Origin of the sequence: Propionivibrio soli, assembly GCF_025770765.1 — a bacterium.
Classification (GTDB): domain Bacteria; phylum Pseudomonadota; class Gammaproteobacteria; order Burkholderiales; family Rhodocyclaceae; genus Propionivibrio; species Propionivibrio soli.
Genome location: NZ_JANZKY010000016.1, coordinates 124,393 through 146,062, shown reverse-complemented (window position 1 = coordinate 146,062; position 21,670 = coordinate 124,393). Strand labels below are relative to the sequence as shown.

The following is a 21,670-nucleotide window of genomic DNA, read 5'->3' as shown; positions in this document are numbered from 1 at the left end:
TCGCTAAAGAGTTGCCTTCGCTGCGGTCCACGCCGACCATAACGCCTCGCTAGAAGAACACTCCAGTATCTGCACTCCTTCCCCCGAAATGCGTCCCACGAAATACCGTCGCCTCAAATGCGATTACCCGCCCAGTCTAGGAGCAAGCGATGTTTGCGGTTGTTTATGCAGATGGTTGGTGGTCGGCGGTGTGTTGCGGGTTTGGCTCGCGTTTTCGTCAACTAACTGGTTGGCGGGCCAGGCAGGTGGCTATTGAGAGCGAGGCGCGCGGGTAAGGTGTGGTACTATTCATCCCGGCGGGTCTCCCCGCATTGCAGGGTGGTGAACCTGGTCAGGTCCGGAAGGAAGCAGCCACAGCCATTTACTGTGAGTGCCGGGGTAAGGCTCGCCATTTCCTTTTTGTCTCCAATTAATACGGCTTGAACAGATTTCGCCCGGGATACGTCTTGAGTGCTTTTCCGAGTCAGAATTGAGGCTAATGGAGCACGCACCAGAGCTATCCGAGCCAAGAAGGAATGATTCTTGACGGGTTCTGAAGACAATTCGCCGAGGATCGGAAGTTGCGTACGTTTCGGCTCCTGTTGTTGAAAGCCTGTACCGTACGAACGCCACATGAACCACCCGACCGTTAGCAGGTCATTTCGAAGAATCTCCATCTCCTTGTGAACAACGAACTCATTCTCCCGAAAGTTGGATTCGTCTCTCTCGGCTGCCCGAAGGCGCTTGTCGACTCAGAACAAATCCTGACCAAGCTGCGCGCTGAAGGTTATCTCGTTTCGTCCTCGTACGAAGGTGCCGACCTCGTTGTCGTTAATACATGCGGATTCATTGATGCCGCGGTGGAAGAGTCGCTGGAAGCGATTGGTGAAGCGCTCGCGGAGAACGGGAAAGTCATCGTTACCGGGTGCCTGGGAGCTAAGGGTGACGTGGTTCGAAACGCGCATCCGCAAGTGCTGGCGATCACAGGCCCGCATGCCGCGGATGAGGTGATGTTGCACGTCCGGTCGCACCTTCCTCAACCCCACGATCCGTTTACGAGCCTGATACCCCCGCAAGGCGTCAAGCTGACGCCAGACCATTTTGCGTATCTAAAAACCTCGGAAGGATGCAATCATAGTTGCACGTTCTGCATCATCCCTTCGCTACGCGGTCCGCTGGTCAGTCGGCCGATCGGAGACGTGTTGCAAGAAGCGAGAAACCTGGCCGATGCGGGTGTCCGCGAGTTGTTGGTGATTTCGCAAGACACGAGTGCCTACGGCCTCGATGTGAAATACCGGACCGGGTTTTTCGGCGGTCGTCCGGTCAAGACCCGACTGAAGGAATTGTGCGAAGCGCTTGGAGAACTCGGCATTTGGGTTCGTTTGCATTATGTGTATCCGTATCCAAGCGTGGATGACCTCTTGCCGTTGATGGCCGAGGGCAAGATTCTGCCTTACCTTGATGTTCCTTTTCAGCATGCCAGCCCACGCATCCTGAAGGCGATGAAGCGGCCGGCGAGTGCCGAGAACAATCTCGAACGCATCAAGGCGTGGCGCGCGATTTGTCCGGATTTGACGTTGCGCAGCACCTTCATCACGGGGTTCCCGGGCGAAACCGAAGAGGAATTCGAGGAACTACTCACGTTTCTCGAAGAAGCACGCATCGACCGTGTCGGCTGCTTTTCGTACTCACCGGTCGAGGGTGCTGCGGCCAACGACCTGCCGGGTGCTCTTCCTGATGAGGTGCGTGAGGATCGCCGTCGCCGGTTGATGGAAGTGCAGGAAGACATTTCCGCCGAACTGCTTGCCGCCAAGATCGATCGCGAGATTGAGGTGCTCGTGGATGCGGTCGACGACGAAGGGACGATTGCCCGGTCTTCGGCCGATGCACCTGAAATTGACGGCCTCGTTCTGATCGACAACTATTTCGATGCGGAACCGGGGGACTTCTTGCGTGTGCGCGTGGTGGACGCGGATGAGCATGATCTTTATGCGGAAGTCATAGACAAAGATGAGGACGGAGCGTGACTTTGCTTGAAGAGTTTGCCTCAATCGTTGGCGCGTCCAACGTGTTGACGAGCCCGGATGACATGCACGCCTATCTGGGTGATTGGCGCGGTCGGTATCGCGGAAAGGCGCGTTGTGTCGTACGTCCGGGAAGCACCAAGGAGGTGGCAGGGATTGTTCGCGTCTGTGCGCAACACGACGCACCTATCGTTCCTCAAGGAGGTAACACAAGTCATTGCGGCGCGAGTGTGCCGGATACGAGCGGTGACGCTGTGGTGGTCAGCCTCTCGCGGATGAACACAATCCGAAGCATCGATCCCGCCAACAACACGATGATCGTGGAAGCGGGGTGTGTGCTGCAGCGCATCCAGGAAGCGGCGGCGGACGCCGGGCGATTGTTCCCTCTGTCGCTTGCAGCGGAAGGCAGTTGCGAAATAGGGGGTAACCTTTCGACCAACGCCGGTGGGGTGCAGGTATTGCGTTACGGCAACGCCCGCGAACTCGTTCTCGGGCTAGAAGTGGTGCTTCCCAATGGCGACGTATGGGACGGTTTGCGAGGGCTGCGCAAGGACAACACCGGGTACGACCTGAAGCAGCTTTTCCTCGGGGCCGAAGGCACGCTAGGCATCATTACCGCCGCCGTACTGAAACTCTTCCCTTTGCCGGCGGCGACGGCCACAGCGTGGCTCGCCATCGATTCGCCACGTGCCGCCGTGAGCCTTCTCAACGCGCTACAAGCGGCTTTCGGGCCGGCGCTAACCGCTTGCGAACTCGTATCTGATGTAGCGCTTGGGATGGTGCTCAAGCATATCGAAGGGGCCCAGCCGCCGCTTGGGCGGAGTGCCTGGTACCTTCTGATCGAGCTTTCAGGCACTGGCGAAGAAGCGCCCATGCGTGCGGCGCTTGAGGGCTTTCTCGCCACGGCGCTGGAGCAGGGCGTGATCGGCGACGCCGTGCTGGCCCAGAGCGGCGAACAGGCACGCCGGCTTTGGTCGTTGCGCGAGAGCATCAGCGAGGCGCAGAAGATCGAGGGCGTCAGCATCAAGCACGACGTTTCCGTGCCCGTTTCGCGTATCGCTGAATTCGTGGAGCGGGCGGATGCCGCTCTGCAAGACGTTTTTCCCGACGTGCGTATCGTAGCGTTCGGGCATGTGGGCGATGGCAACCTCCACTACAACCAGTCCAACGCCGACCCAGCGAAGAATACCGAATTCATCGCCATGCAACCGCGAGTGAACGAGATCGTTCACGACCTGGTTCATGAACTCGGCGGAAGCATTAGTGCCGAGCACGGAATCGGGCAGTTGAAGCGCGACGAAATGCGGCGCTACAAGAGTTCGATCGAACTAGGCATGATGCGTGCAATCAAGAATGCCCTCGATCCTCAAGGACTGATGAATCCCGGCAAGGTCCTGTAGGTTCCGCGCTGCTGGGGCGGTGGTAGATAGAAACGCCTAGCCGGAAGGCTATTGCGTTTCTGAGATAGAGGCTGTTCCTGCGTTATGGCTCGCTCGCAGGCGTTCCACTGTGCTTGGCGATGGCTGCAATTTGGCGATCATGCCAGCGCGCCAGGAAGAGGATCGTTGCAACACCGCCAATCAATGCGAACAGCATGTCTGACTGGGTGTCCCATTGATAGCCCTGCGTTCCGAGGAACTCATCTGCCCCCTGGCCAAGCATTTCTGCCGCACCCCATTCGATCAGCTCGTACATCGCACTGATCGCCAGAACGACGCAAAGCGTCAAGAAACTCAGCATGCGATGCCCCCGTACATGGTGACCGCGGGTCAGGATTTCCCGGGTTGCCAGCGCGGGGACAAAGCCCTGGAAAAAGTGACCGATCTTGTCGTAAGGGTTGCGCTGCATCCCGAATAGGTCAGCAATCTCGAATCCAAGCGGTACGCGGGCATACGTGTAAGTGCCGCCCACGATCAGGACGACGGCGTGCGCGACGATCAGCACGTAGAGCAGTGTCGTCAGCGGGAAACACCGATACGTGTACGCCATGACGACAAGCGCAATGACGACGGGGAACACTTCCAGCAACCAGGTAGTGAAGTCGTAGGGTGAAAGGCCCGTGTAGACGAGTAAACCGACGATAAAGGCCGCCGCGGCCAAGAGCGCCGGGCCGCGCCGATCGCGGTGTATAGATGAGGGGGCTGTAGCGTTCATATATCCCGTGGAAGTCATGATTTGTTATCGCCGCTTCAATGACTTTCTAGCGTACCAATGGCAAGTGGCGGTGAGTTTATCCCGCGCCGCTTTCGGGGCCGGTCGACGGATCTTGGCGATAGAAGCGACAGAACAACGCATAGAGTTCCGGGTATTCATTGCGCAAAAGCTCGGGTGTCTCGAAGAATGCCTCGCTCATGACTGCAAAAAACTCACCCGGGCTTTCGCTCGCGTAGGGGTCGAAGACAAGCGAATCCACCGCCTCGTCGCCGTCGAACTCTGCTTTGTCGACGCGTACGCAGAAATCATCGTAGGCTGCGAGCAGGGTGTAGCTCCACTCGTTGCGCGAAAGGCCTGGCGGAAGCGGCGGAACTCCGTCGGCATCACCATTTAGCATGTCGAGTTTGTGCGCGAACTCGTGTATGACGACGTTGTATCCCTCGCCGGCCATCTGCGCATCCCGCCACGAAATCAGCAAGGGGCCTCCATCCCAAGCCTCGCCCGACGCGACGTCGTCGTACTCGTGGACGACGCCGAACTCATCTTCGATCGTGCGCGGAATGACGAACTCGTCGGGATAAACCACAATACCGACCCAGTTCTTGTAGCAGCTCAGCCCGAGATTGAGGATCGGTAGGCAGCCCTGAGCAGCGATCGACACGCACATGGCGTCTGTCAGCTCCAGACCGCCGGCACTTGAGAATTCCTTAGTGGCAAGGAACGTTTCCACCAGTTCGCGCAGGCGGCTTTTGTCCGTTACAGGGAGACGATCAATGAATGGTAACGCCGTGAGCGTTTGATGCCACAGTTCATTCGGCAATGGCGCCGTTTGCCGTTTCCCGCGCAACCAATCGACGAGCTTTCCGAACGGCATCAGGGTGCCTTGCGCGAGGTGGTGAGATAGATCCCGGCAAAGATCAGCCCAATGCCGACCAAATGATAAACGTACGGGATTTCATCGAGAAAGACGGCGGACAGAACCGTTCCGAATACCGGCATCAGGTGGATGAATAGACTTGCTTTGTTGGCACCCACTTCGCCTACCGCCCGATTGTAGAAGATGTAGCCGACGAAGCTCGGCAAGGTGCCGATGTAAGCAATTCCTGCCAGAGCGCCGGGTGTCGGACGGATCAGTCGGCCTTGCCAGACCTCCCAAGCATACGCAGGTGCTAGCGCGACGAGACCGACGATCGAGAAGGCGGCGAGCAGAAGCATGGGATGGACGCCCGTTGGCCGCCACTGCAGTCCGATGGTGTACAGCGCCCAGACGAAGACGGCCAGGAGCATCCAGAGATCGCCGAGGTTGAGCGTCAAGCCAGCGAGTGTTGCGGCATCACCGCGGGCGACGATGGTGGTGACACCGGCAAGTGAAATGAATACGCCTAACCATCCGAGAGGGCTCAGTCGTTTTCCGAGAAACGCCCAGGAAAGCGCGATCGTGGCTACCGGAATGAACGAGTTGAGCAGAAGGGCGTTGGTCGCTGCCGTATATTGCAGGGCAATGTAAGCCAGCGTGTTGTATCCGCCGACGCCGAGCAGGCCGAGGACGAGAACGGGGCGCCAGCCTCGCTTGAGCAAAGGCCACTGCGCACGCAAATGCGGCAGTGCCATGGGCAACGTGAGCGCAGCGGCGATCGCCCAGCGCCAGAAAGCGAGCGAGAACGGTGGCACATCGCCCCGAATGGCGCGTCCGACCACCATGTTCCCAGACCAGAACAGGGTGGTTAGCGTAAGCAGGACATACGGATGGTGAAATCTGGCGAACATCGGATTGAGCGTGCGGTGGCCGGGAGAGCAGAACTGCGATTATAGGGGAGTTGCGCGGGCGAGTTGCCCGGAGTACCGGTTGTTCGGCATACGCGCCTAATCTGCCATCATTAAGAAACACCAACTTCCGGGAGCAGACCTTCCTGTTCCGTTGTCTGAGGCGTTACCAAACTCAACAGAACGGCCGCAACCTGGCGGCTTATAATGGGACATGGTCTCCGTCGTGCATTCCGTGGCCGCGCAAAGCGGCCTCGAACATTCCCTGAAAACACTCTGCGAAGGACTTTCCGAAGACGAATCGGAAAGGGTCCATCGCGCGGCCGAATACGCGCAGTCGATCTATCAGGATCGAAAGCTCGGAAGCGGCGAGGGTGTCTGGCACCATGCGCTCGGCATGGCGTTGATTCTAGTCGGACTGAAGCTCGATGCCGACTGCCGGCTGGCCGCGTTGCTGTTCGCCGTACCCACTTACGAAAAAGAAGGTCTGACCCATATCGAGGAGCGGTTTGGGCAGGCCGTAACGCAATTGGTCGGCGGAATTTCACGATTGAATCAACTGCGTCCGATCACACGTGGTTTCGTCGCGCATTCCGCCGAGAGCGGCGAGCAGAATCCAGCGGAAATGAAGGCGCAGATCGAGATTCTGCGCAAGATGTTCCTGGCCATGGTCGAGGATATCCGCGTCGTCTTGCTGCGCCTGGCGTCGCGGACGCAAACCATGCGCCATTATGCGACCGAGCCGGACGACCTGCGCGTCCCGGTGGCGCGCGAAACGCTGGAGTTGTATTCGCCGCTCGCCAACCGCCTTGGCGTTTGGGAATTGAAATGGGAACTCGAGGATCTCTCGTTCCGTTTCCTTTACCCCGATGTATACAAGAAAATCGCCAAGCAGCTCGACGAAAAACGCGCCGAACGCGAGCAATTTATCGCCGACGCGGTGGCGCGCTTGCGTGAAGAGTTGGCGGCTGCAGGCATCAGCAACGCCGAAATCTACGGGCGGCCGAAGCACATCTACAGCATCTGGAACAAGATGCGGAAGAAGGGCGTTGAATTCTCCGAGGTGTACGACATCCGCGCCCTGCGCGTGATTGTCGATGAAGTGAAGGACTGCTACACGGTGCTCGGCATCGTGCATAACCTCTGGTCGCCGATCCCGAAGGAGTTCGACGACTACATTTCGCATCCGAAGGGGAACAACTACCGATCGCTGCATACGGCCGTCAGCTGTCCGGACGGGCGCGCCCTCGAAGTCCAGATTCGCACGCGCGAGATGCACAAACACGCCGAGCTCGGCGTGGCGGCGCACTGGCGTTACAAAGAAGGTGCCAAGCGGCCTGCAGGAAGCAACTACGACGAGAAAATCGCCTGGCTGCGGCAGTTGCTGAGTTGGAAGGACGAAGTCTCGGACTCGTCGGACTGGGTTAAGCATTACAAGGAAGCCGCTCTCGACGAAACGATTTACGTCATGACGCCCCAGGGTCGCGTCGTCGACCTGCCACGCGGCGCGACCCCGATCGACTTCGCCTATCGAGTGCATACGGACCTTGGGCATCGTTGCCGCGGTGCGAAGGTCGATGGTGCTCTGGTGACCCTGAATACGCCGCTGGAAACAGGGCAGCGCGTCGAGATCATCACCGCGAAACAGGGCGGCCCGTCGCGTGATTGGCTGAATTCGTCGCTGGGCTATCTCTTCACCCATCGTGCCCGCGCGAAGGCGCGGCAGTGGTTCGCCAATCTGGCTCTGGAGCAATCCGTCGCCGACGGACGTGCCATCGTCGCGCGCGAGCTGCAGCGCATGGGCGAAACGAGCACCAAACTTGATGAACTGGCGACGAAGCTCGGTTTCGCGAAGAGCGACGACCTGTTCATCGCGGTTGCCCGCGCCGAACTGAGTACCCGGCAACTGCAGACCGCCGTGCGCGGGACGGATGAAGCCGCGGAGGACAAGGTTCCCGCCGAGCCGCCCGTACGCAAGCACAAGGCCAGCGACGACGCGGACAAAGGCATCCTGATCGTCGGCGTCGACAAACTCCTGACCCAACTTGCCGGTTGCTGCAAACCCGCGCCGCCCGATCCGATCGTCGGTTTTGTGACACGTGGCAAAGGCGTGTCGATTCACCGCGCCGATTGTCCCAATTTCGCCAACATGGAAGCGATGCAGCCCGAGCGGGTCATCGAGACAGCCTGGGGCAGCGAAACGGATGGCGTCTTCGCCGTCGATATTGTCGTCGAGGCGAACGACCGGCAAGGGTTGCTGCGCGACGTTTCCGAGGTGTTGACGAAGGAAAAGCTGAACGTGATCGCGGTCAGCACGCAATCGAAACAGGGCGCGGCGCATATGCGCTTCACCGCCGAGATCAGCAATCTGAGTCAGCTCAAGCGCACCTTGGCGCAACTGCACGAGGTGCAGGGCGTCGTCGGCGCACGGCGCGCCTGACCCGCCTCCGACCGCCTATCTGGCGGCGGCCTCGGCGTCTCTCGGCTGGGTTATCCCCGGCGTTTCTCTTCGTCCTCGGCAAAGAGCGCCGCGCCCACGATGCCTGCTTGGTTAAGGAAAGTTGCGGCAACAAAGGGCGCTTGAGTGTTGATGGCAGACTCGAACTTGTGAAGCTTCTTGCTCGCGCCGCCTCCAAGGATGATCAGATCGGGCCAGAAATGGTGTTCCATCGTTGTCAGGTAGAGATTGAAGCGCCCACCCCATTCTTTCCAGGTCAGCTTTTTCTCTGTCCGCACGGCCTGCGAAGCGTACTTCTCGGATTCCACGCCGTTTTCGAGGTAGATGTGTCCCAGCTCGGTGTTGGGCAGCAGGTGCCCCTCGGTGAACAACGCCGTGCCGATCCCGGTACCGATAGTGATAATCAGCACGACACCCGCGTGGTCCTTGCCGGCGCCGAAACGCATTTCGGCAATGCCGGCCGCGTCAGTGTCATTCACGACATGAACACGGCGACCGGCGCGGTGCGAGAGGAAGTCGGCGACCGGTACGCCGAGGAACGCGCGGTCGATGTTCTTCGCCGTGCGTGCGATACCGCCTTGGAGCGCGGCGGGAAAACCGATACCCACCAGTCCGTGCCATTGATGTTGCGCGATCAGCGCCTCAACCGCATTGCCGATCGCGTCGGGTGTCGCGGGTTGAGGAGTCGGTACGCGTATGCGTTCCCCCAACAATTCTCCCGAGGAGGTTTGCACGATGCCTGCCTTGATGCCTGTTCCACCGATGTCGATGCCAAGAATCTCCACGCTGGCTCCCGTAAAATAGGACCCGAATCTGCCGAGACTGTGTACGCAACCGGCATGCCCGGCTGCGGCGAAGCGCCCCCGGCGCTTCAACGGCGCCAATCAGAAGGAATCCATAATGAAAAGAGCCCCGCAGCCAGTGCCGCTGGCGAAAAGCTATCTATTACTGAACCATGGACCGGTAACGCTGGTGACGAGCGCACACGGCGAAAGGCGAAACGTCATGTCCGCGTCGTGGGCGATGCCGCTCGACTTCGATCCGCCGAAGGTGTTGCTGGTCGTCGACCGACAGACCTATACGCGGCAGCTCATCGACGCATCAGGCGAGTTTGCGCTCAACCTGCCGTGCCGCGCTCTGGCTGACAAAGCCCTTGCCGCCGGCAGCATTTCGGGGCGCGACTTGGACGGCAGCGACAAATTTTCCCGTATCGGCTTCGAGACCTTTGCAGCCAGCCGGATCGCGGCGCCACTCGTTGCCGGGTGCGCCGCTTGGCTCGAATGCCGGGTGCTCCCCGAGCCGGCAAACGAGAAGCGCTATGATCTCTTTATCGCCGAAGTGCTGGCGGCTTGGGCCGATCCGGAGATATTCTCCGAAGGACGTTGGCATTTTCGCGACGACAAGCAGAAGACGATCCACTATCAGGCGGGTGGCATGTTCTTCGAGACTGGCGATCCGTTTGAATGCCGGGAGCCGGCGGTTCAGTAAGCAGTGAAAGCCCCAACGGGCGGCCCCGGTCTTCAGGTGATTTCAGCGAGCAGCGCGTCGACCATGCCTTCGGCCTGACGCAAGTAGCCGCCCCCGAAAAGATTGAAATGATTCAGCACATGATAGAGGTTGTAGAGCGTCCGACGTTGCTCATAACCAGCGGCGAGTGGCCACGCTTCCCGGTACGCAGCGTAGAAGCGGTGCGGAAAGCCGCCAAACAGCTCGGTCATCGCCAGATCCGCCTCGCGATCGCCAAAATAGACGGCCGGATCGAATAGCGCCAATTGGCCACCGACGAGCGCGGCGTTGCCTTGCCATAGGTCGCCGTGCAGGAGGCTGGGCTCGGTGTGGTGATCGGCGAAAAAGGCACTCACCGCGTCGAGAAGGCGGTTTCCGGCGCGAAAGAGCCGGTCGGAGCCGCCATTGCGACGGGCGAGTTCAAGCTGGGGTTTGAGTCGCTGTTGCGCGAAGAAGCGCGGCCATCCCTGTTCGGCGGTGTTTTCCTGGCGTGTTGCACCGATGAAATTGTCGCGGTGCCAACCGAAACGCTCGCTGCGCATGCGATGCAACTCGGCGAGCGCACGACCGGCGTTTTCGGCCGCCGTGTCATCGCCGAGCGGCGCGAGCGGGAGGTATTCAAGGATAAGGTAAGCGCGGTCACCAGCGATGCCATCGCCAACGACCTGTGGCACACGGACCGCCAGACAGCGGGCAAGGGCGCGCAGGCCATCCGCTTCGGCGGCGAACAGCTCGTGCTGCTCGGCGTTGTTAAGTTTCACGAACCACCGTGCGCTGCCGGCTTCGATAGCGATTGAATGCGAGATCGAGCCACCGCCGACCGGAGTGGCTCGTGATAGCGTGCTCCGTTTGCCCGTGAACGCGCTGATGGCGTCCTCGAGAGCGGCGGTCAGTACGTGGTCCATGATGGAAAGACAGGGCTGGGCAGGCATGTCGATTCCCGTTCCCGCAGGCAGGCAGGTACATTCGACCGACCGCCAGCGAGCGAAAACGAAGCCGTCAGCCTTGGGGTTTCAGCATCTCGATCAGCGCCGTCTGCGCGCAGAACGGCTTGCTGCGCGAGTTTCGGCGCAGGTGGTAGCTGCCATGGGAGTCCATTTCCCAAGCCTGGACGTTGTCGGCGAGGTAGGGCTTGAGGCCTTCCGCGATGACCCGGCGCTTGAGTTTCTTGTCGAGCAACGGGAAGGCGAGCTCGATGCGGCGGAAGAAGTTGCGTTCCATCCAGTCGGCGCTGGACAGATAAACGATCTCTTCTCCGCCCGCGTGGAAATAGAACACGCGGTGATGTTCGAGAAGGCGGCCGACGACCGAACGCACGCGAATGTTCTCCGACAACCCCTTGATTCCAGGCCGCAAGGCACACACCCCGCGGACGATCAGGTCGATCTTCACTCCGGCCTGTGAGGCGTCGTAGAGCGCGCTGATCGTTTCCGGCTCCAGCAGAGAGTTCATCTTGGCGATGATGCGCGAACGTTTTCCGGCGCGGGCTGCCTTGGCCTCGGCGCCAATCGCGGCGAGGACGTTCTGGTGCAACGAGAACGGAGCCTGCCAGAGATGCTTGAGCGCTTGGGCGCGGCCAAGCCCAGTGAGCTGTTTGAAGACTTCGTTGACGTCGGCGCAAAGCTCTTCGTTGCTCGTCAGCAGTCCGAAGTCGGTGTACAGACGGGCGGTCTTCGGGTGATAGTTGCCTGTGCCGATATGCACATAACGGCGTAGGGCGGTGCCTGATTTGCTTTCTTCGCGGCGCACGATCATCAGCATCTTGGCGTGCGTTTTGTAGCCGACCACCCCGTAGACGACGTGCGCGCCGACTTCCTCGAGCTTTGTCGCCCAGCCGATGTTCGCTTCTTCGTCAAAGCGTGCCATCAGTTCGACGACGACGGTCACTTCCTTGCCGTTCTGCGCGGCGCGCACCAGCGATTGCATCAGGACGGAATCGGTGCCGGTGCGGTAGACCGTCATCTTGATCGCGACGACCTGGGGATCTGTGGTCGCCTGGTCGATTAGAGCGATGACCGGCGAGAAACTCTGAAAGGGATGATGCAGCAGGATGTCGCCCGCTCGGATATCGTCGAAAATGCTGTGGCCTTTCTGCAGCGCCTTCGGAAGGCCGGGGACGAAGGGCGTGTACTTGAGGTCGTCGCGCGCGACCCAATCGGGAATCTGCATCAGCCGAACCAGATTAACGGGCCCAACGACCCGGTACAGGTCGGTTTCCGTCAGATTGAATTGGGCCAGCAGGAACTGCGCCATCTTGTCCGAGCAATTGTCGGCGACCTCCAGGCGGACACCGTCGCCGAAATGGCGTTGCGGGAGTTCGCCCTGCACCTTCGTGCGCAGGTTCTTGACTTCCTCTTCGTCGACAAACAGGTCGCTGTTGCGCGTGACGCGGAATTGATAGCAGCCGAGGACCGCCATGCCGGCGAACAGCTCACCGACGAATTCGTGCAGCACGGACGAGAAGAAGACGAACGCGTACTCGCAATCACAGAGTTCGCGCGGCAGGCGGATGACGCGCGGTAAAACCCGCGGCGCCTGCACGATGGCGGCGCCGGAACTGCGGCCGAACGCGTCTTTGCCGTCGAGCTCGACGGCAAAGTTCAGGCTCTTGTTGAGCACACGAGGGAACGGGTGCGAGGGATCAAGTCCGATCGGAGTGAGGACCGGCATCACGTCGCGGAAGAAGTAACTCCTGATCCACTCCCTTTGCTCGGCCGTCCAGGTCGAACGCCGGAGAAATTGGATACCCTCTTTGGCGAGCTGCGGGAGGATTTCATGGTTCAGTAGAGCGTACTGTTCCTCAACGAGGGCATGTGCTTCTCGGCTGATGCGCTCGTACGCTGCGCGGGCCGTGAGCCCGTCGGTTGTGACCACCACCGAGTTCAGTTTGACCTGTTCCTTGAGCCCAGCCACCCGGATCTCGAAGAATTCGTCGAGATTGCTGCTCACAATGCAGATGAAGCGCAACCGTTCGAGCAGAGGCGTTTGCGGATTTTTCGCCTGATGGAGAACCCGCTTGTTGAACGCCAGGATGCCGAGTTCCCGGTTCAAGAAGTTATCTGGGGTGTAATGGGTGTTTCCGGTGTGCGGAAGATCGATGCGAGCTGTCATTGTTGGAATTGGAGCAGGATTGTGGGGGCGATACAAGAGTCGATTCTTTTTCGTTTTGGTTCCCGTTTTATTACATCGGCACGCCGCGGACCCGGCGCCGCGACGGCTCCAGGAAAAGGATTCTTACCTCAATGCTAGAATCCCTTTCGACTTAGCGCGAGGAAATAAGACGTAGACCATGGCTTACGAACAAATCGCGGCGGTTGATCTTGGCTCGAACAGCTTCCGCATGGAGATCGGCCGCGTGGTCGACGATCAGATTTATCCCCTGGATACGCTCAAGGAGCCGGTACGGCTTGCCTCGGGGCTGACGCCAGGGAAAATCCTGGATGATGCGGCACAGGCGAGGGCACTCGAGACGCTGGGCCGCTTCGCCGAGCGCTTGCGAGGGTTCGAGCCGGATGCCGTGCGCGCGGTTGCGACGAACACGCTGCGCGTGGCCAAAAACGCCAAGGCCTTCATCCCTCGCGCAGAAGCCATCCTCGGTTTCCCGATCGAAGTCATCGCGGGGCGCGAGGAGGCACGGCTGATCTACATCGGCGCGGTCCATGCGCTGCCGGCGGCGCCGCACAAACGGCTGGTCGTCGATATCGGCGGCGGCTCCACAGAGTTCATCATCGGCAAACGAATGAACCCGGAGTTGTTGGAGTCGCTTTACATGGGGTGCGTCAGCTACTCCTTGCGCTTCTTTCCCGACGGGAAGATCGACAAGAAGCGTTTCCAGGAGGCGGAAGTCGCTGCAGCGAGGGAAATCGAAGCAATCGCCGAAGATTTCCACCGCGTTGGGTGGACTGAAGCGGCGGCATCGTCTGGCACGGCTCGGGCAATCGCCGATTTGCTGGAGAATAATGGCCTCAACCCCGGGGGCGGTACGGGAATTACCCGGGAAGGGCTGGCAAAGCTGCGCGCGGCGTTGATCCGCGCCGGTTCGATGGCTGATTTCAAGCTTCCTGGTCTGCCGGTCGACCGTGTGCCCGTGTTTCCCGGTGGTGTGGCCATCCTTTCGGCAGTTTTCTCCGCTTTGGGCATTTCGCGCATGGTGTATGCGGCGGGAGCCCTGCGTTTGGGCGTGCTTTACGATCTGCTCGGCCGCTTCCACGCCCACGACATGCGGGACGCGACCGTCCAGCACTTCATGCGGCGTTACGGGGTGGATACCGTACAGCAGGAGCGCGTGGAGCGCACGGCACTCCGTTTGCTTGAGCAGTTGATCGGCGTCGATCTTCCGGAACACGAGGCCGACGTTCGCTTTCTCCGCTGGGCGGCGTCGCTGCACGAGATCGGCCTGTCGATTTCGCACAGCGGTTCTCATAAGCACGGTGCCTACATCGCAACTTACTCTGATATGCCGGGCTTTTCGCGCAAAGACCAGGAACGACTTGCGCTGCTGATCCTGTCGCAGCGGGGAAAACTGGAAAAACTGCCGCCGATGACGGCTTCGGATCCGGCGTGGCGCCTCGTTTTGTGTTTGCGCCTCGCCACGTTATTCCACCGGTCACGTTCCGATCACCCGCTCCCGGAAGTGCTGGTACGGCAAGCGGAGTCGGCGTTCCAGATCGAACTTCCCGCAGCGTGGCTTCCGGCCAACCCGCTGACGGCCGCCGCGCTCAATGACGAAATTGCCGCCTGGCGGCGCGTCGGCTTCGGGCTGCGCGTGAAGCGGCGGCTTGGTGTCCCCATCCATGCTTGAGCACGCATGAAAGCCGCTACGATCGACGTCGCCGAGTACGAAGGGCGCATCCGAGTGGCGCTTTCCGGCCATTGGACCCTGGCTAACCTGCCGACCCCCGTGGCGGCGATGGAGGCAAGACTGCGCGACTGCGCGGCGCGCGATGCAGAGTGGGACCTTGAAGGGGTGGACCGAATCGACAGCGTCGGCGCCATTCTGCTTTGGCGCGCCTGGGGGCATCGATGGCCGGCAGAGCTGGCCGCGACGGCGCCGCAACGGGCGGCGCTCGAACGAGCCGCGAACATTCGGCACGAGCGCCGCTCAGTTCCACGGTATCGTCGGTGGATAACGATCGAAACGTTGGGGCGATTGGTTTTCGCCGCCGGCCGGAACCTTCTCGACATCGTGGCGTTGATCGGGCAACTGCTGCTCGACATCGTCTATCTAGCTATCCACCCGCGTGATATTCCGTGGCGGGAGTTTTCAGCGAATGTGTTCAAGAGCGGGGCGCTGGCGCTACCGGTGACGGCGCTGGTCGGTTTCCTCATCGGCGTCGTCCTGTCGTATCTCTCGTCATTGCAACTCAAGACCTTCGGCGCCGACGTGTACATCGTGAATCTGCTCGGTATCAGCATCATTCGCGAGTTGGGGCCGGTGATCGTCGCCGTTCTCGTCGCTGGCCGGTCAGGGTCGGCAATGACGGCGCAAATCGGGGTGATGCGGGTTACGCAGGAGATCGACGCGTTGGCGACGATGGGCGTTTCGCGTAGCGTCCGTCTCGTTCTACCCAAAGTGCTTGCGCTTGCGGTCGCCATGCCGCTGCTCGTGCTTTGGTGCGCGGCGGCGGGTATCCTCGGGGGGATGGTTTCGGCGAATCTGGAAATGGGGCTGGCCTATGGCTTCTTCCTCGATACGCTGCCCAAAGTCGTCCCTGTAGCCAACTTGTGGATCGGGCTCGGCAAAGGCTTTTTCTTTGGCATGCTGATTGCTCTCCTTGCCTGTCACTTCGGTCTCAAGGTCCGGCCCAACACGGAGAGCTTGTCCTCGAAAACGACGACCGCGGTGGTCACGGCGATCACCGCCGTCATCGTGGTCGATGCGGTATTCGCCATCGTTACCCGCAATATCGGGATTCCGGGCAGCGTATGACAGAGACGCCTGTCGTTACCTCGATATCGAGCGGTCCGAAGCCCGCGCCGGTGATCCGGATTCGTGGTCTCAACACCCGTTTCGGAGAGGCGGTGATCCATCGCGATATCGATCTCGATGTCGCCGCGGGCGAGATTCTCGGTCTGGTCGGCGGATCGGGAAGCGGCAAGACGACACTATTGCGTGAAATTGTCGGTCTCCTCATACCGCGCAAGGGAACGGTGGAACTGTTCGGTGAATCGGTGTTTTCAGACGATCCTATCGTCCGTCGCAATATCCGGCGCCGATTTGGCATGCTCTTTCAGCAAGGGGCATTGTTCTCAGCCCTCTCGGTCTATGACAACATCGCTTTTCCATTGCGTGAATTGCGCGTGCTTGATGAAGGTCTCATCCGCGAACTCGTCTATCTCAAGCTCGGCATGGTCGATCTCGAACCCAGGCATGCGCTGCTCATGCCCGCCGAGCTCTCGGGCGGCATGATCAAGCGGGTCGCGCTGGCGCGAGCGATCTCGCTGGAACCAGAACTGCTCGTCCTTGACGAGCCGACGGCGGGGCTGGATCCCGACCTTGCAGAAGGATTCGTGCGTCTGATCGGCACGTTGCAGAAGGAACTCGGATTTACCGTTGTCATGGTGACACACGACCTGGAAACGCTCGCTGGTCTCGCCACCCGGGTCGCCGTTCTGGCTGACCAGCGTATCATTGCATGCGGCACGCCCGCGGAGGTTCTCGAGGTTGATCATCCTTTCATCCGGAATTTCTTCTGTTCCGAGCACGCGATCGCGCTCATGAGAAAAGGACCGGCCTAAACCATGGAAAACCGTTCGCACGCTCTGATTGCCGGGCTGTTCTCGCTACTCCTCGGTTTTTCCGCCATCGCCGCACTCTGGTGGTTCGGCGGTGACGACGAATCGACCAACGAGTACGTTGTCATGACTCGCAGGAACGTTACCGGTTTGAGCGTTCAGGGCCAGGTGCGCTACCGTGGCATCCGCGTCGGTCGCGTTGAAGCGATCAAGCTGGACCCTTCCGACTCACGCAGCACATTGATCCGTATCAGTGTGCACAAAGACATCCCGGTGACGCGCGGAACCACGGCGCGACTTGGATTCCAGGGACTGACCGGAATCGCGCACATTCTGCTTGAGGACCGCGGTACGGATACGACGCCGCTTGGAATAGCCGGTGAAAATCTGGCGAGTGGCGAAGCTCCGCGTATCCCGATGCAGGATTCCCTGATGCAGGAATTTGTCGACCTCGGTGGCGATACGTTGCGGCAGGCACGCGAGTTTCTGATCAGCGCGAATCAGGTGATGAACGCTGAGAATCGCCAGAACATCGGGCAGATGCTGGCCAACCTTGAAGCCACCACGCGCAATATGACCGAAGCTACGACGCAGTTGCGCCAGGTGCTGACGCCCGAGAACATCCGGACGCTGAGTTCAACGCTTGCCCATGCCGAGCGTACGGTCGGCCAGGCGGCGCCTTTTTTTGAAGAGGCTCGCGGCCTTGTCGCGAACCTGCAGTCCGTCAGCCAGAAGCTGGACGCGACGCTCGGCACATCGACAGACGGCGGCGCTGCGACCTTGATGCCGAAACTCAACGACCTAAGCACCGAGTTGGCCGCCAGCGCACAGCGGCTGAATCGCGTTCTGCAAATGCTGGAGGAATCGCCGCAGAGCCTGATCTTCGGGCGCCAAAAGATACCCCCGGGGCCCGGCGAGACGGGTTTTGTCGCACCGGGCAACAAAGGGGGGAAGCCATGATCGGGAGAAGCGCAGCGCTCGTGTTTGCCGGAGTGATTGCAGGATGCGTATCGACTGGGCGAGATGTCGGACCGTCCGCCGTGTACGACTTCGGTCTTCCGGTTGCCCGCCTCGTCGCCGACCAACCCTGGATGACTCCCCTTGCGCTCGAAGTCAGATCACCGGCATGGTTCGATTCACTCAATGTCGATTACCGGCTGGCGTATGACGACCCGCTGAAGCAACGAGAGTACGCCGGCAGCCGCTGGGCCGGTCCTCCAGGCGTGCTACTCGCGCAGCGCCTACGGCAGCAGCTCGGTGCGGTCGCGACGGGCGGTATGCCGACGGCCGATTGCCTGATCAGGATCGACCTGCAGGAGTTCTCGCAAATCTTCGACGCACCGGGGCGTAGCCGGGCGGTCGTGCAGACGAATGTGAGTCTCGTCGATACGCGCCGGGCACTGCTCGCCCAACGCTCAATGGCCGTCGAGCGCCCGTCGCCTTCGCCGGACGCCAACGGCGGTGTGCGTGCGCTTGTTGAGGCGAGCGACGAACTGGGTCGGCAAATTGCCCAATGGCTTTCCGAGCTCCACCAAGGTGGAAAACTCGCCAAATGCCGGATGCCGGGTTAGATCATCTAGCGTTGAGAATGGGCTATTCGCCCTGAATTGCGCGCTGTCGCCCATGCGTTTTCCCATGCACCTGTGCGGTGCGTTCGTGTCGCGGATATGACGACGTGCCCCGGGCTGGTGCGCGCGGCTGGCTGTACTTCCCACGGACCGAGCTAGTACGAAGCTTTACGCGCTTTCGAGCTGGGAGCCGTCGTGGCCCGGTTATTGCGTCCTCTGCCCTCCGGGAAGGAGGTTGGGGAATGCGGCAATTCGTCCATCGATTGATCGGGCGGCTCAGCGTCAGCCGTAAACTGACGTTGATCTATGTGCTCGACCTCTCGGCAGTCATTTTCGTTTCGACGATTCTGATCAACGAGAAGTACATCGCCATCGACTTCACCCGCAAGGAAGTCGTGGGCAACGCCTACATAGCGCAGGTGCGCGCGGCCATTTTCACCGATAGTAATGTTCCCGCCAGTGCGGATAGCCCCGCTGAGCGCGTGGCATTCGCCGAGCGGCGTTATGGAAAAGGCATGCGCAGTGCCGAGCAGTCCGCCGCGTTGGTGCGGCAGTTGGAGCAAGATGCGCCGGGCGTCGGGGGCTACGGGGCTGTTACTGCCGCCGCGGCCCAGGCGTTGATCACCCGCGTCGGCAACCATTCGAACCTGATTCTCGACCCCGACCTCGACAGCTACTACGCGATGTCGTTGGTGATCCTGCGTTTCCCGGAACTGTATGGGTTGGTGGGCCAGATCGGCGAGAAGGCGTTGGCGGTACGTGAAGCACGCACGCCGGCCTCGCGTGCGCAACGGCAGACCGAGTACCTCATCGTGGAGGGACGGCTCGACGCCGTTGCCTCCGGGATTTCCGCTGATTACGAAGAAGCGCTCGACGCAGGTAAAGCCGGGTTGCGCGCACATCTTTCGCCATCCCGAGAACGTCTTCTTTCGGCTATTGAGGGATTGCGCGAACAAACGCGACAAGTGGCTCTGGAAGCAGGATTTCGGCCGTCGGCGCGCGAGGTCAACGCAATGACATCAGAGTTGAGAGATGCCCTGGCCGAAGCTTGGGAGCGCACAGGAACATCGCTCGACGAACTGCTCGCCCTGCGCATCGAGGGCCTGTTCACGCGCATGTGGTGGCACCTTGGAACGGCGGTGATGCTTTTGCTTCTGATTCTGTCCGTCGTCTTCTATGTCGCGCGCATGATCGCACGGCCCATCAAGCGGTTATCGGAGGTCGCCGAACGTGTCAGCGCTTCGGCAGACTACTCGCTACGTGCCACGTGGTCGTCTGGCGACGAGATTGGCCGGCTGGTGCATGCCTTCAATGAAATGCTTGGGCAACTCGACCGCTTCAGGCGCATCGAGCAGGAACTCGCGGCCAACGCGCGTGCTGCGCTCGCACAACGCGAGCTGCTCGAAGCAATCCCGATTCCATTGATGGTGACCGCGATTCCGCGTCACGAAGTACTTCACGCGAACCATCCGGCAACGGCTTGGCTGCATGGACAGAAAACCGATCCCTGGATGCGCGGACTCGACGCATCGCATCGGGTCCGTTTCTTTCAGCAATTGGCCGATTTCGACGAGGTCCGGGAGTTCGAGGCGGTTTGGCATGGCGGCGGAGATGAGCACTGGATGCTGCTTTCGGCCACGCGGCTGCGCTATCAGGATCAGGACGCGGTGCTCACGGCGTTCACTCCCATCGGCCGCCTGAAGCAGATGGAAGCAGGACTCGAACTATGGGCGAAGGTCTTCGAGGCTTCGTCGGAGAGCATCATGATCACGAACGCCGAGCGTGAGGTGGTGACCGTGAATCGTGCGTTCTGCCGCAGCACCGCTTACGACCTCTCGGAAGTCGTCGGTAATCCACCGGATCTGCTGCGTTCAGACCACTATTCCGACGGACACTTTGACCAAGTCTGGAAGGCGGCGACGGCGCGTGGGTCCTGGCAGGGCGAATTGTGGTTGCGGCGCAAGACGGGTGAGGTCTTCCCCGTCTGGGCTGTGCTTAATGCGGTGCGCGATGCCGAGGGGCTGATCACTCATTACGTGGCGGCGTTTCTCGATGTCAGTGAACGCAAGGAGAACGAGCGGCGCATTCGTCACCTCGCGCATCACGACACGCTGACCGATTTGCCCAACCGGGCGCTCTGTTTGGATCGCCTCAACATGGCAATCCAACAGGCTGACCGCAACAACAAACGCGTTGGCGTGTTGTTCATCGACCTCGACCGCTTCAAGAACATCAACGATTCGCTCGGTCACCACATCGGCGACGGGCTTCTACGTTCCGTGGCGCGCCGCCTGCTCGATGCGGTGCGAGCCGGAGATACCGTCAGCCGTCACGGAGGTGACGAGTTCGTCGTCATCTTCAATGGTGTGAAGGATGTCGACGAGGTGCGCCACATCGTCGAACGTCGGCTGATTCCACCGATCCGCCGGCCGCACGATGTCGACGGCGCGGAATTGTGCGTTTCGTGCAGCGTCGGCATCGCGCTTTATCCCGAAGATGGTCGGGATGTCGATACGCTGATGAGGAATGCTGATGCAGCGATGTATCAAGCCAAACAGGCCGGCCGTAACAATGCACAGTTCTTTACCGCCGAGCTCGACCGCAACGCTCGCGAACGTATGGAGATCGAACGCGACCTGCGCGGCGCTGCCGAACGCGGCGAGCTGTTTCTGCTTTATCAACCGCGTGTCGATGTCCGCAGTGGCCGGCTCATCGGCGTTGAGGCGCTCGTACGGTGGAATCATCCGGAATGGGGCGTGGTTTCGCCAGGCCGCTTCATTCCGGTGGCGGAGGAGACCGGACTGATCGTGCCGATCGGCTATTGGATATTCGGCGAAGCCTGTCGCCAGCAGGCCGAGTGGCGGGAAGCAGGGAGCGGCGTCGTTCCGGTTTCTGTCAATCTCTCGCCGGCACAGTTTCGCGATGCCGGCTTGCTCGAAGCGGTACGTACGACACTGCAGGTACATGCGATCGATCCTCGGCATATCGAGTTCGAGCTGACCGAGTCGTTGTTGATGGAAGACATGAGCAATACCATCGACTTGCTGCAGGCGATCAAGGACATCGGCATTTCTCTCTCCGTCGACGACTTCGGAACCGGCTACTCGAGCCTCAATTATCTGTATCGCTTTCCCATCGACCGGCTCAAGATCGATCAGTCGTTCGTCTGTGACATGCTCGACGATCCAAAGGATCTGGCGATCACGCAGGCGATCATCGGCCTTGGGCACGCGCTCGGCTTGCGCGTCGTCGCCGAAGGCGTTGAGAGCGCCGAGCAGGAGAAAGCACTGGCGGCCGCTGGGTGCGATGAGCTGCAGGGGTTTTATTTCAGTAAGCCTTTGGCTGCCGGTGAGGTTCCGGCTCGGGGGCGGACCCTTGGGCGGATATTCAGCGCTTCAGATACGGGGCGGGACATAAACGCCGTTCCCCTATGCAAAGACCAGGCGGGAGTTTCCGCTTAGGCTGAGGGGCCTTCAGTTAAC

16 protein-coding genes and 1 other RNA gene are annotated in these 21,670 nt (G+C 60.4%); 11 read left to right on the top strand and 6 right to left on the bottom strand.

Annotation, left to right across the window (positions count from 1 at the left end):
* Window positions 1-295: 295 nt before the first annotated feature.
* The 3 genes from ffs (at window position 296) to NZ453_RS18515 (ending at window position 3,403) form a co-directional block, all read left to right on the top strand.
* Window positions 296-393, top strand: an RNA gene (gene ffs / locus NZ453_RS18525) — signal recognition particle sRNA small type.
* A 269-nt stretch (window positions 394-662) separates the two neighbouring features.
* Window positions 663-2,006, top strand: a complete 1,344-nt coding sequence (rimO, locus tag NZ453_RS18520; RefSeq protein ID WP_263772327.1) for a 30S ribosomal protein S12 methylthiotransferase RimO — start codon at window positions 663-665, stop codon at window positions 2,004-2,006.
* 62 nt (window positions 2,007-2,068) lie between these two features.
* The gene (locus tag NZ453_RS18515; RefSeq protein ID WP_263772332.1) at window positions 2,069-3,403 is read left to right on the top strand and encodes an FAD-binding oxidoreductase; all 1,335 of its coding nucleotides are present in this window, start codon (window positions 2,069-2,071) and stop codon (window positions 3,401-3,403) included.
* Window positions 3,404-3,485: 82 nt separating this feature from the next.
* Here NZ453_RS18515 and NZ453_RS18510 read toward each other — a convergent pair whose 3' ends face one another.
* From NZ453_RS18510 to NZ453_RS18500, 3 genes are read right to left on the bottom strand one after another with little or no spacing between them, the layout of a single operon-like run.
* Window positions 3,486-4,175 (bottom strand): DUF2238 domain-containing protein, encoded by a 690-nt coding sequence (locus tag NZ453_RS18510; protein WP_263772326.1) that lies wholly within the window; start codon window positions 4,173-4,175, stop codon window positions 3,486-3,488.
* Between the two features lie 58 nt (window positions 4,176-4,233).
* A complete protein-coding gene (locus tag NZ453_RS18505; protein WP_263772325.1) occupies window positions 4,234-5,031 on the bottom strand; it encodes a M90 family metallopeptidase in 798 nt (265 codons plus the stop codon).
* Window positions 5,031-5,924 carry a DMT family transporter gene (locus tag NZ453_RS18500; RefSeq protein ID WP_263772324.1) on the bottom strand — a complete coding sequence of 298 codons (894 nt, stop codon included), beginning with the start codon at window positions 5,922-5,924 and terminating at the stop codon, window positions 5,031-5,033. Before NZ453_RS18500 ends, NZ453_RS18505 begins: the two co-directional genes overlap by 1 nt.
* 211 nt (window positions 5,925-6,135) lie before the next feature.
* On the opposite strand from NZ453_RS18500, the gene NZ453_RS18495 reads away from it, so the two are divergent.
* A complete protein-coding gene (locus NZ453_RS18495) occupies window positions 6,136-8,361 on the top strand; it encodes a RelA/SpoT family protein (RefSeq protein WP_263772322.1) in 2,226 nt (741 codons plus the stop codon).
* Window positions 8,362-8,411: 50 nt separating this feature from the next.
* Here NZ453_RS18495 and ppgK read toward each other — a convergent pair whose 3' ends face one another.
* A complete protein-coding gene (gene ppgK, locus NZ453_RS18490) occupies window positions 8,412-9,164 on the bottom strand; it encodes a polyphosphate--glucose phosphotransferase (RefSeq protein WP_263772321.1) in 753 nt (250 codons plus the stop codon).
* A 115-nt stretch (window positions 9,165-9,279) separates the two neighbouring features.
* Between ppgK and NZ453_RS18485 the strand changes: the two genes are divergently transcribed.
* Window positions 9,280-9,867 (top strand): flavin reductase family protein, encoded by a 588-nt coding sequence (locus NZ453_RS18485; protein ID WP_263772320.1) that lies wholly within the window; start codon window positions 9,280-9,282, stop codon window positions 9,865-9,867.
* A 32-nt stretch (window positions 9,868-9,899) separates the two neighbouring features.
* Here the strand turns inward: NZ453_RS18485 and NZ453_RS18480 are convergent, their stop codons facing one another.
* Window positions 9,900-10,817 carry a fructosamine kinase family protein gene (locus NZ453_RS18480; protein WP_263772319.1) on the bottom strand — a complete coding sequence of 306 codons (918 nt, stop codon included), beginning with the start codon at window positions 10,815-10,817 and terminating at the stop codon, window positions 9,900-9,902.
* A 67-nt stretch (window positions 10,818-10,884) separates the two neighbouring features.
* The gene (gene ppk1, locus NZ453_RS18475) at window positions 10,885-12,996 is read right to left on the bottom strand and encodes a polyphosphate kinase 1 (RefSeq protein ID WP_263772318.1); all 2,112 of its coding nucleotides are present in this window, start codon (window positions 12,994-12,996) and stop codon (window positions 10,885-10,887) included.
* Between the two features lie 178 nt (window positions 12,997-13,174).
* Here ppk1 and ppx point away from each other — a divergent pair, with 178 nt between their 5' ends.
* The 6 genes from ppx to NZ453_RS18445 all read left to right on the top strand — a co-directional run bounded on the left by ppx (window position 13,175) and on the right by NZ453_RS18445 (window position 21,649).
* Window positions 13,175-14,686 carry an exopolyphosphatase gene (gene ppx / locus NZ453_RS18470; RefSeq protein ID WP_263772316.1) on the top strand — a complete coding sequence of 504 codons (1,512 nt, stop codon included), beginning with the start codon at window positions 13,175-13,177 and terminating at the stop codon, window positions 14,684-14,686.
* A gap of 6 nt (window positions 14,687-14,692) precedes the next feature.
* The gene (locus NZ453_RS18465) at window positions 14,693-15,814 is read left to right on the top strand and encodes an ABC transporter permease (RefSeq protein WP_263772315.1); all 1,122 of its coding nucleotides are present in this window, start codon (window positions 14,693-14,695) and stop codon (window positions 15,812-15,814) included.
* Window positions 15,811-16,623 (top strand): ABC transporter ATP-binding protein, encoded by an 813-nt coding sequence (locus NZ453_RS18460; RefSeq protein ID WP_263772313.1) that lies wholly within the window; start codon window positions 15,811-15,813, stop codon window positions 16,621-16,623. The genes NZ453_RS18465 and NZ453_RS18460 overlap by 4 nt, the downstream gene beginning before the upstream one ends.
* A gap of 3 nt (window positions 16,624-16,626) precedes the next feature.
* On the top strand, window positions 16,627-17,580 hold the full coding sequence (locus tag NZ453_RS18455; protein WP_263772309.1) for an MlaD family protein: 954 nt from the start codon (window positions 16,627-16,629) through the stop codon (window positions 17,578-17,580).
* A complete protein-coding gene (locus NZ453_RS18450; RefSeq protein WP_263772306.1) occupies window positions 17,577-18,191 on the top strand; it encodes an ABC-type transport auxiliary lipoprotein family protein in 615 nt (204 codons plus the stop codon). The genes NZ453_RS18455 and NZ453_RS18450 overlap by 4 nt, the downstream gene beginning before the upstream one ends.
* Before the next feature lie 239 nt (window positions 18,192-18,430).
* Window positions 18,431-21,649 carry a bifunctional diguanylate cyclase/phosphodiesterase gene (locus tag NZ453_RS18445; RefSeq protein WP_263772304.1) on the top strand — a complete coding sequence of 1,073 codons (3,219 nt, stop codon included), beginning with the start codon at window positions 18,431-18,433 and terminating at the stop codon, window positions 21,647-21,649.
* Window positions 21,650-21,670: the final 21 nt, after the last annotated feature.

Bases quoted from the DNA above. Each gene is read 5' to 3' on its own strand.
- NZ453_RS18445 (WP_263772304.1), top strand. From the start codon at position 18,431: ATGCGGCAATTCGTCCATCGATTGATCGGGCGGCTCAGCGTCAGCCGT.
- NZ453_RS18460 (WP_263772313.1), top strand. From the start codon at position 15,811: ATGACAGAGACGCCTGTCGTTACCTCGATATCGAGCGGTCCGAAGCCC.
- ppx (WP_263772316.1), top strand. From the start codon at position 13,175: ATGGCTTACGAACAAATCGCGGCGGTTGATCTTGGCTCGAACAGCTTC.
- NZ453_RS18505 (WP_263772325.1), bottom strand. From the start codon at position 5,031: ATGCCGTTCGGAAAGCTCGTCGATTGGTTGCGCGGGAAACGGCAAACG.
- NZ453_RS18465 (WP_263772315.1), top strand. From the start codon at position 14,693: ATGAAAGCCGCTACGATCGACGTCGCCGAGTACGAAGGGCGCATCCGA.
- ppk1 (WP_263772318.1), bottom strand. From the start codon at position 12,996: ATGACAGCTCGCATCGATCTTCCGCACACCGGAAACACCCATTACACC.
- NZ453_RS18480 (WP_263772319.1), bottom strand. From the start codon at position 10,817: ATGCCTGCCCAGCCCTGTCTTTCCATCATGGACCACGTACTGACCGCC.
- NZ453_RS18455 (WP_263772309.1), top strand. From the start codon at position 16,627: ATGGAAAACCGTTCGCACGCTCTGATTGCCGGGCTGTTCTCGCTACTC.
- NZ453_RS18450 (WP_263772306.1), top strand. From the start codon at position 17,577: ATGATCGGGAGAAGCGCAGCGCTCGTGTTTGCCGGAGTGATTGCAGGA.
- NZ453_RS18500 (WP_263772324.1), bottom strand. From the start codon at position 5,924: ATGTTCGCCAGATTTCACCATCCGTATGTCCTGCTTACGCTAACCACC.
- NZ453_RS18515 (WP_263772332.1), top strand. From the start codon at position 2,069: ATGCACGCCTATCTGGGTGATTGGCGCGGTCGGTATCGCGGAAAGGCG.
- NZ453_RS18495 (WP_263772322.1), top strand. From the start codon at position 6,136: ATGGTCTCCGTCGTGCATTCCGTGGCCGCGCAAAGCGGCCTCGAACAT.
- NZ453_RS18510 (WP_263772326.1), bottom strand. From the start codon at position 4,175: ATGACTTCCACGGGATATATGAACGCTACAGCCCCCTCATCTATACAC.
- NZ453_RS18485 (WP_263772320.1), top strand. From the start codon at position 9,280: ATGAAAAGAGCCCCGCAGCCAGTGCCGCTGGCGAAAAGCTATCTATTA.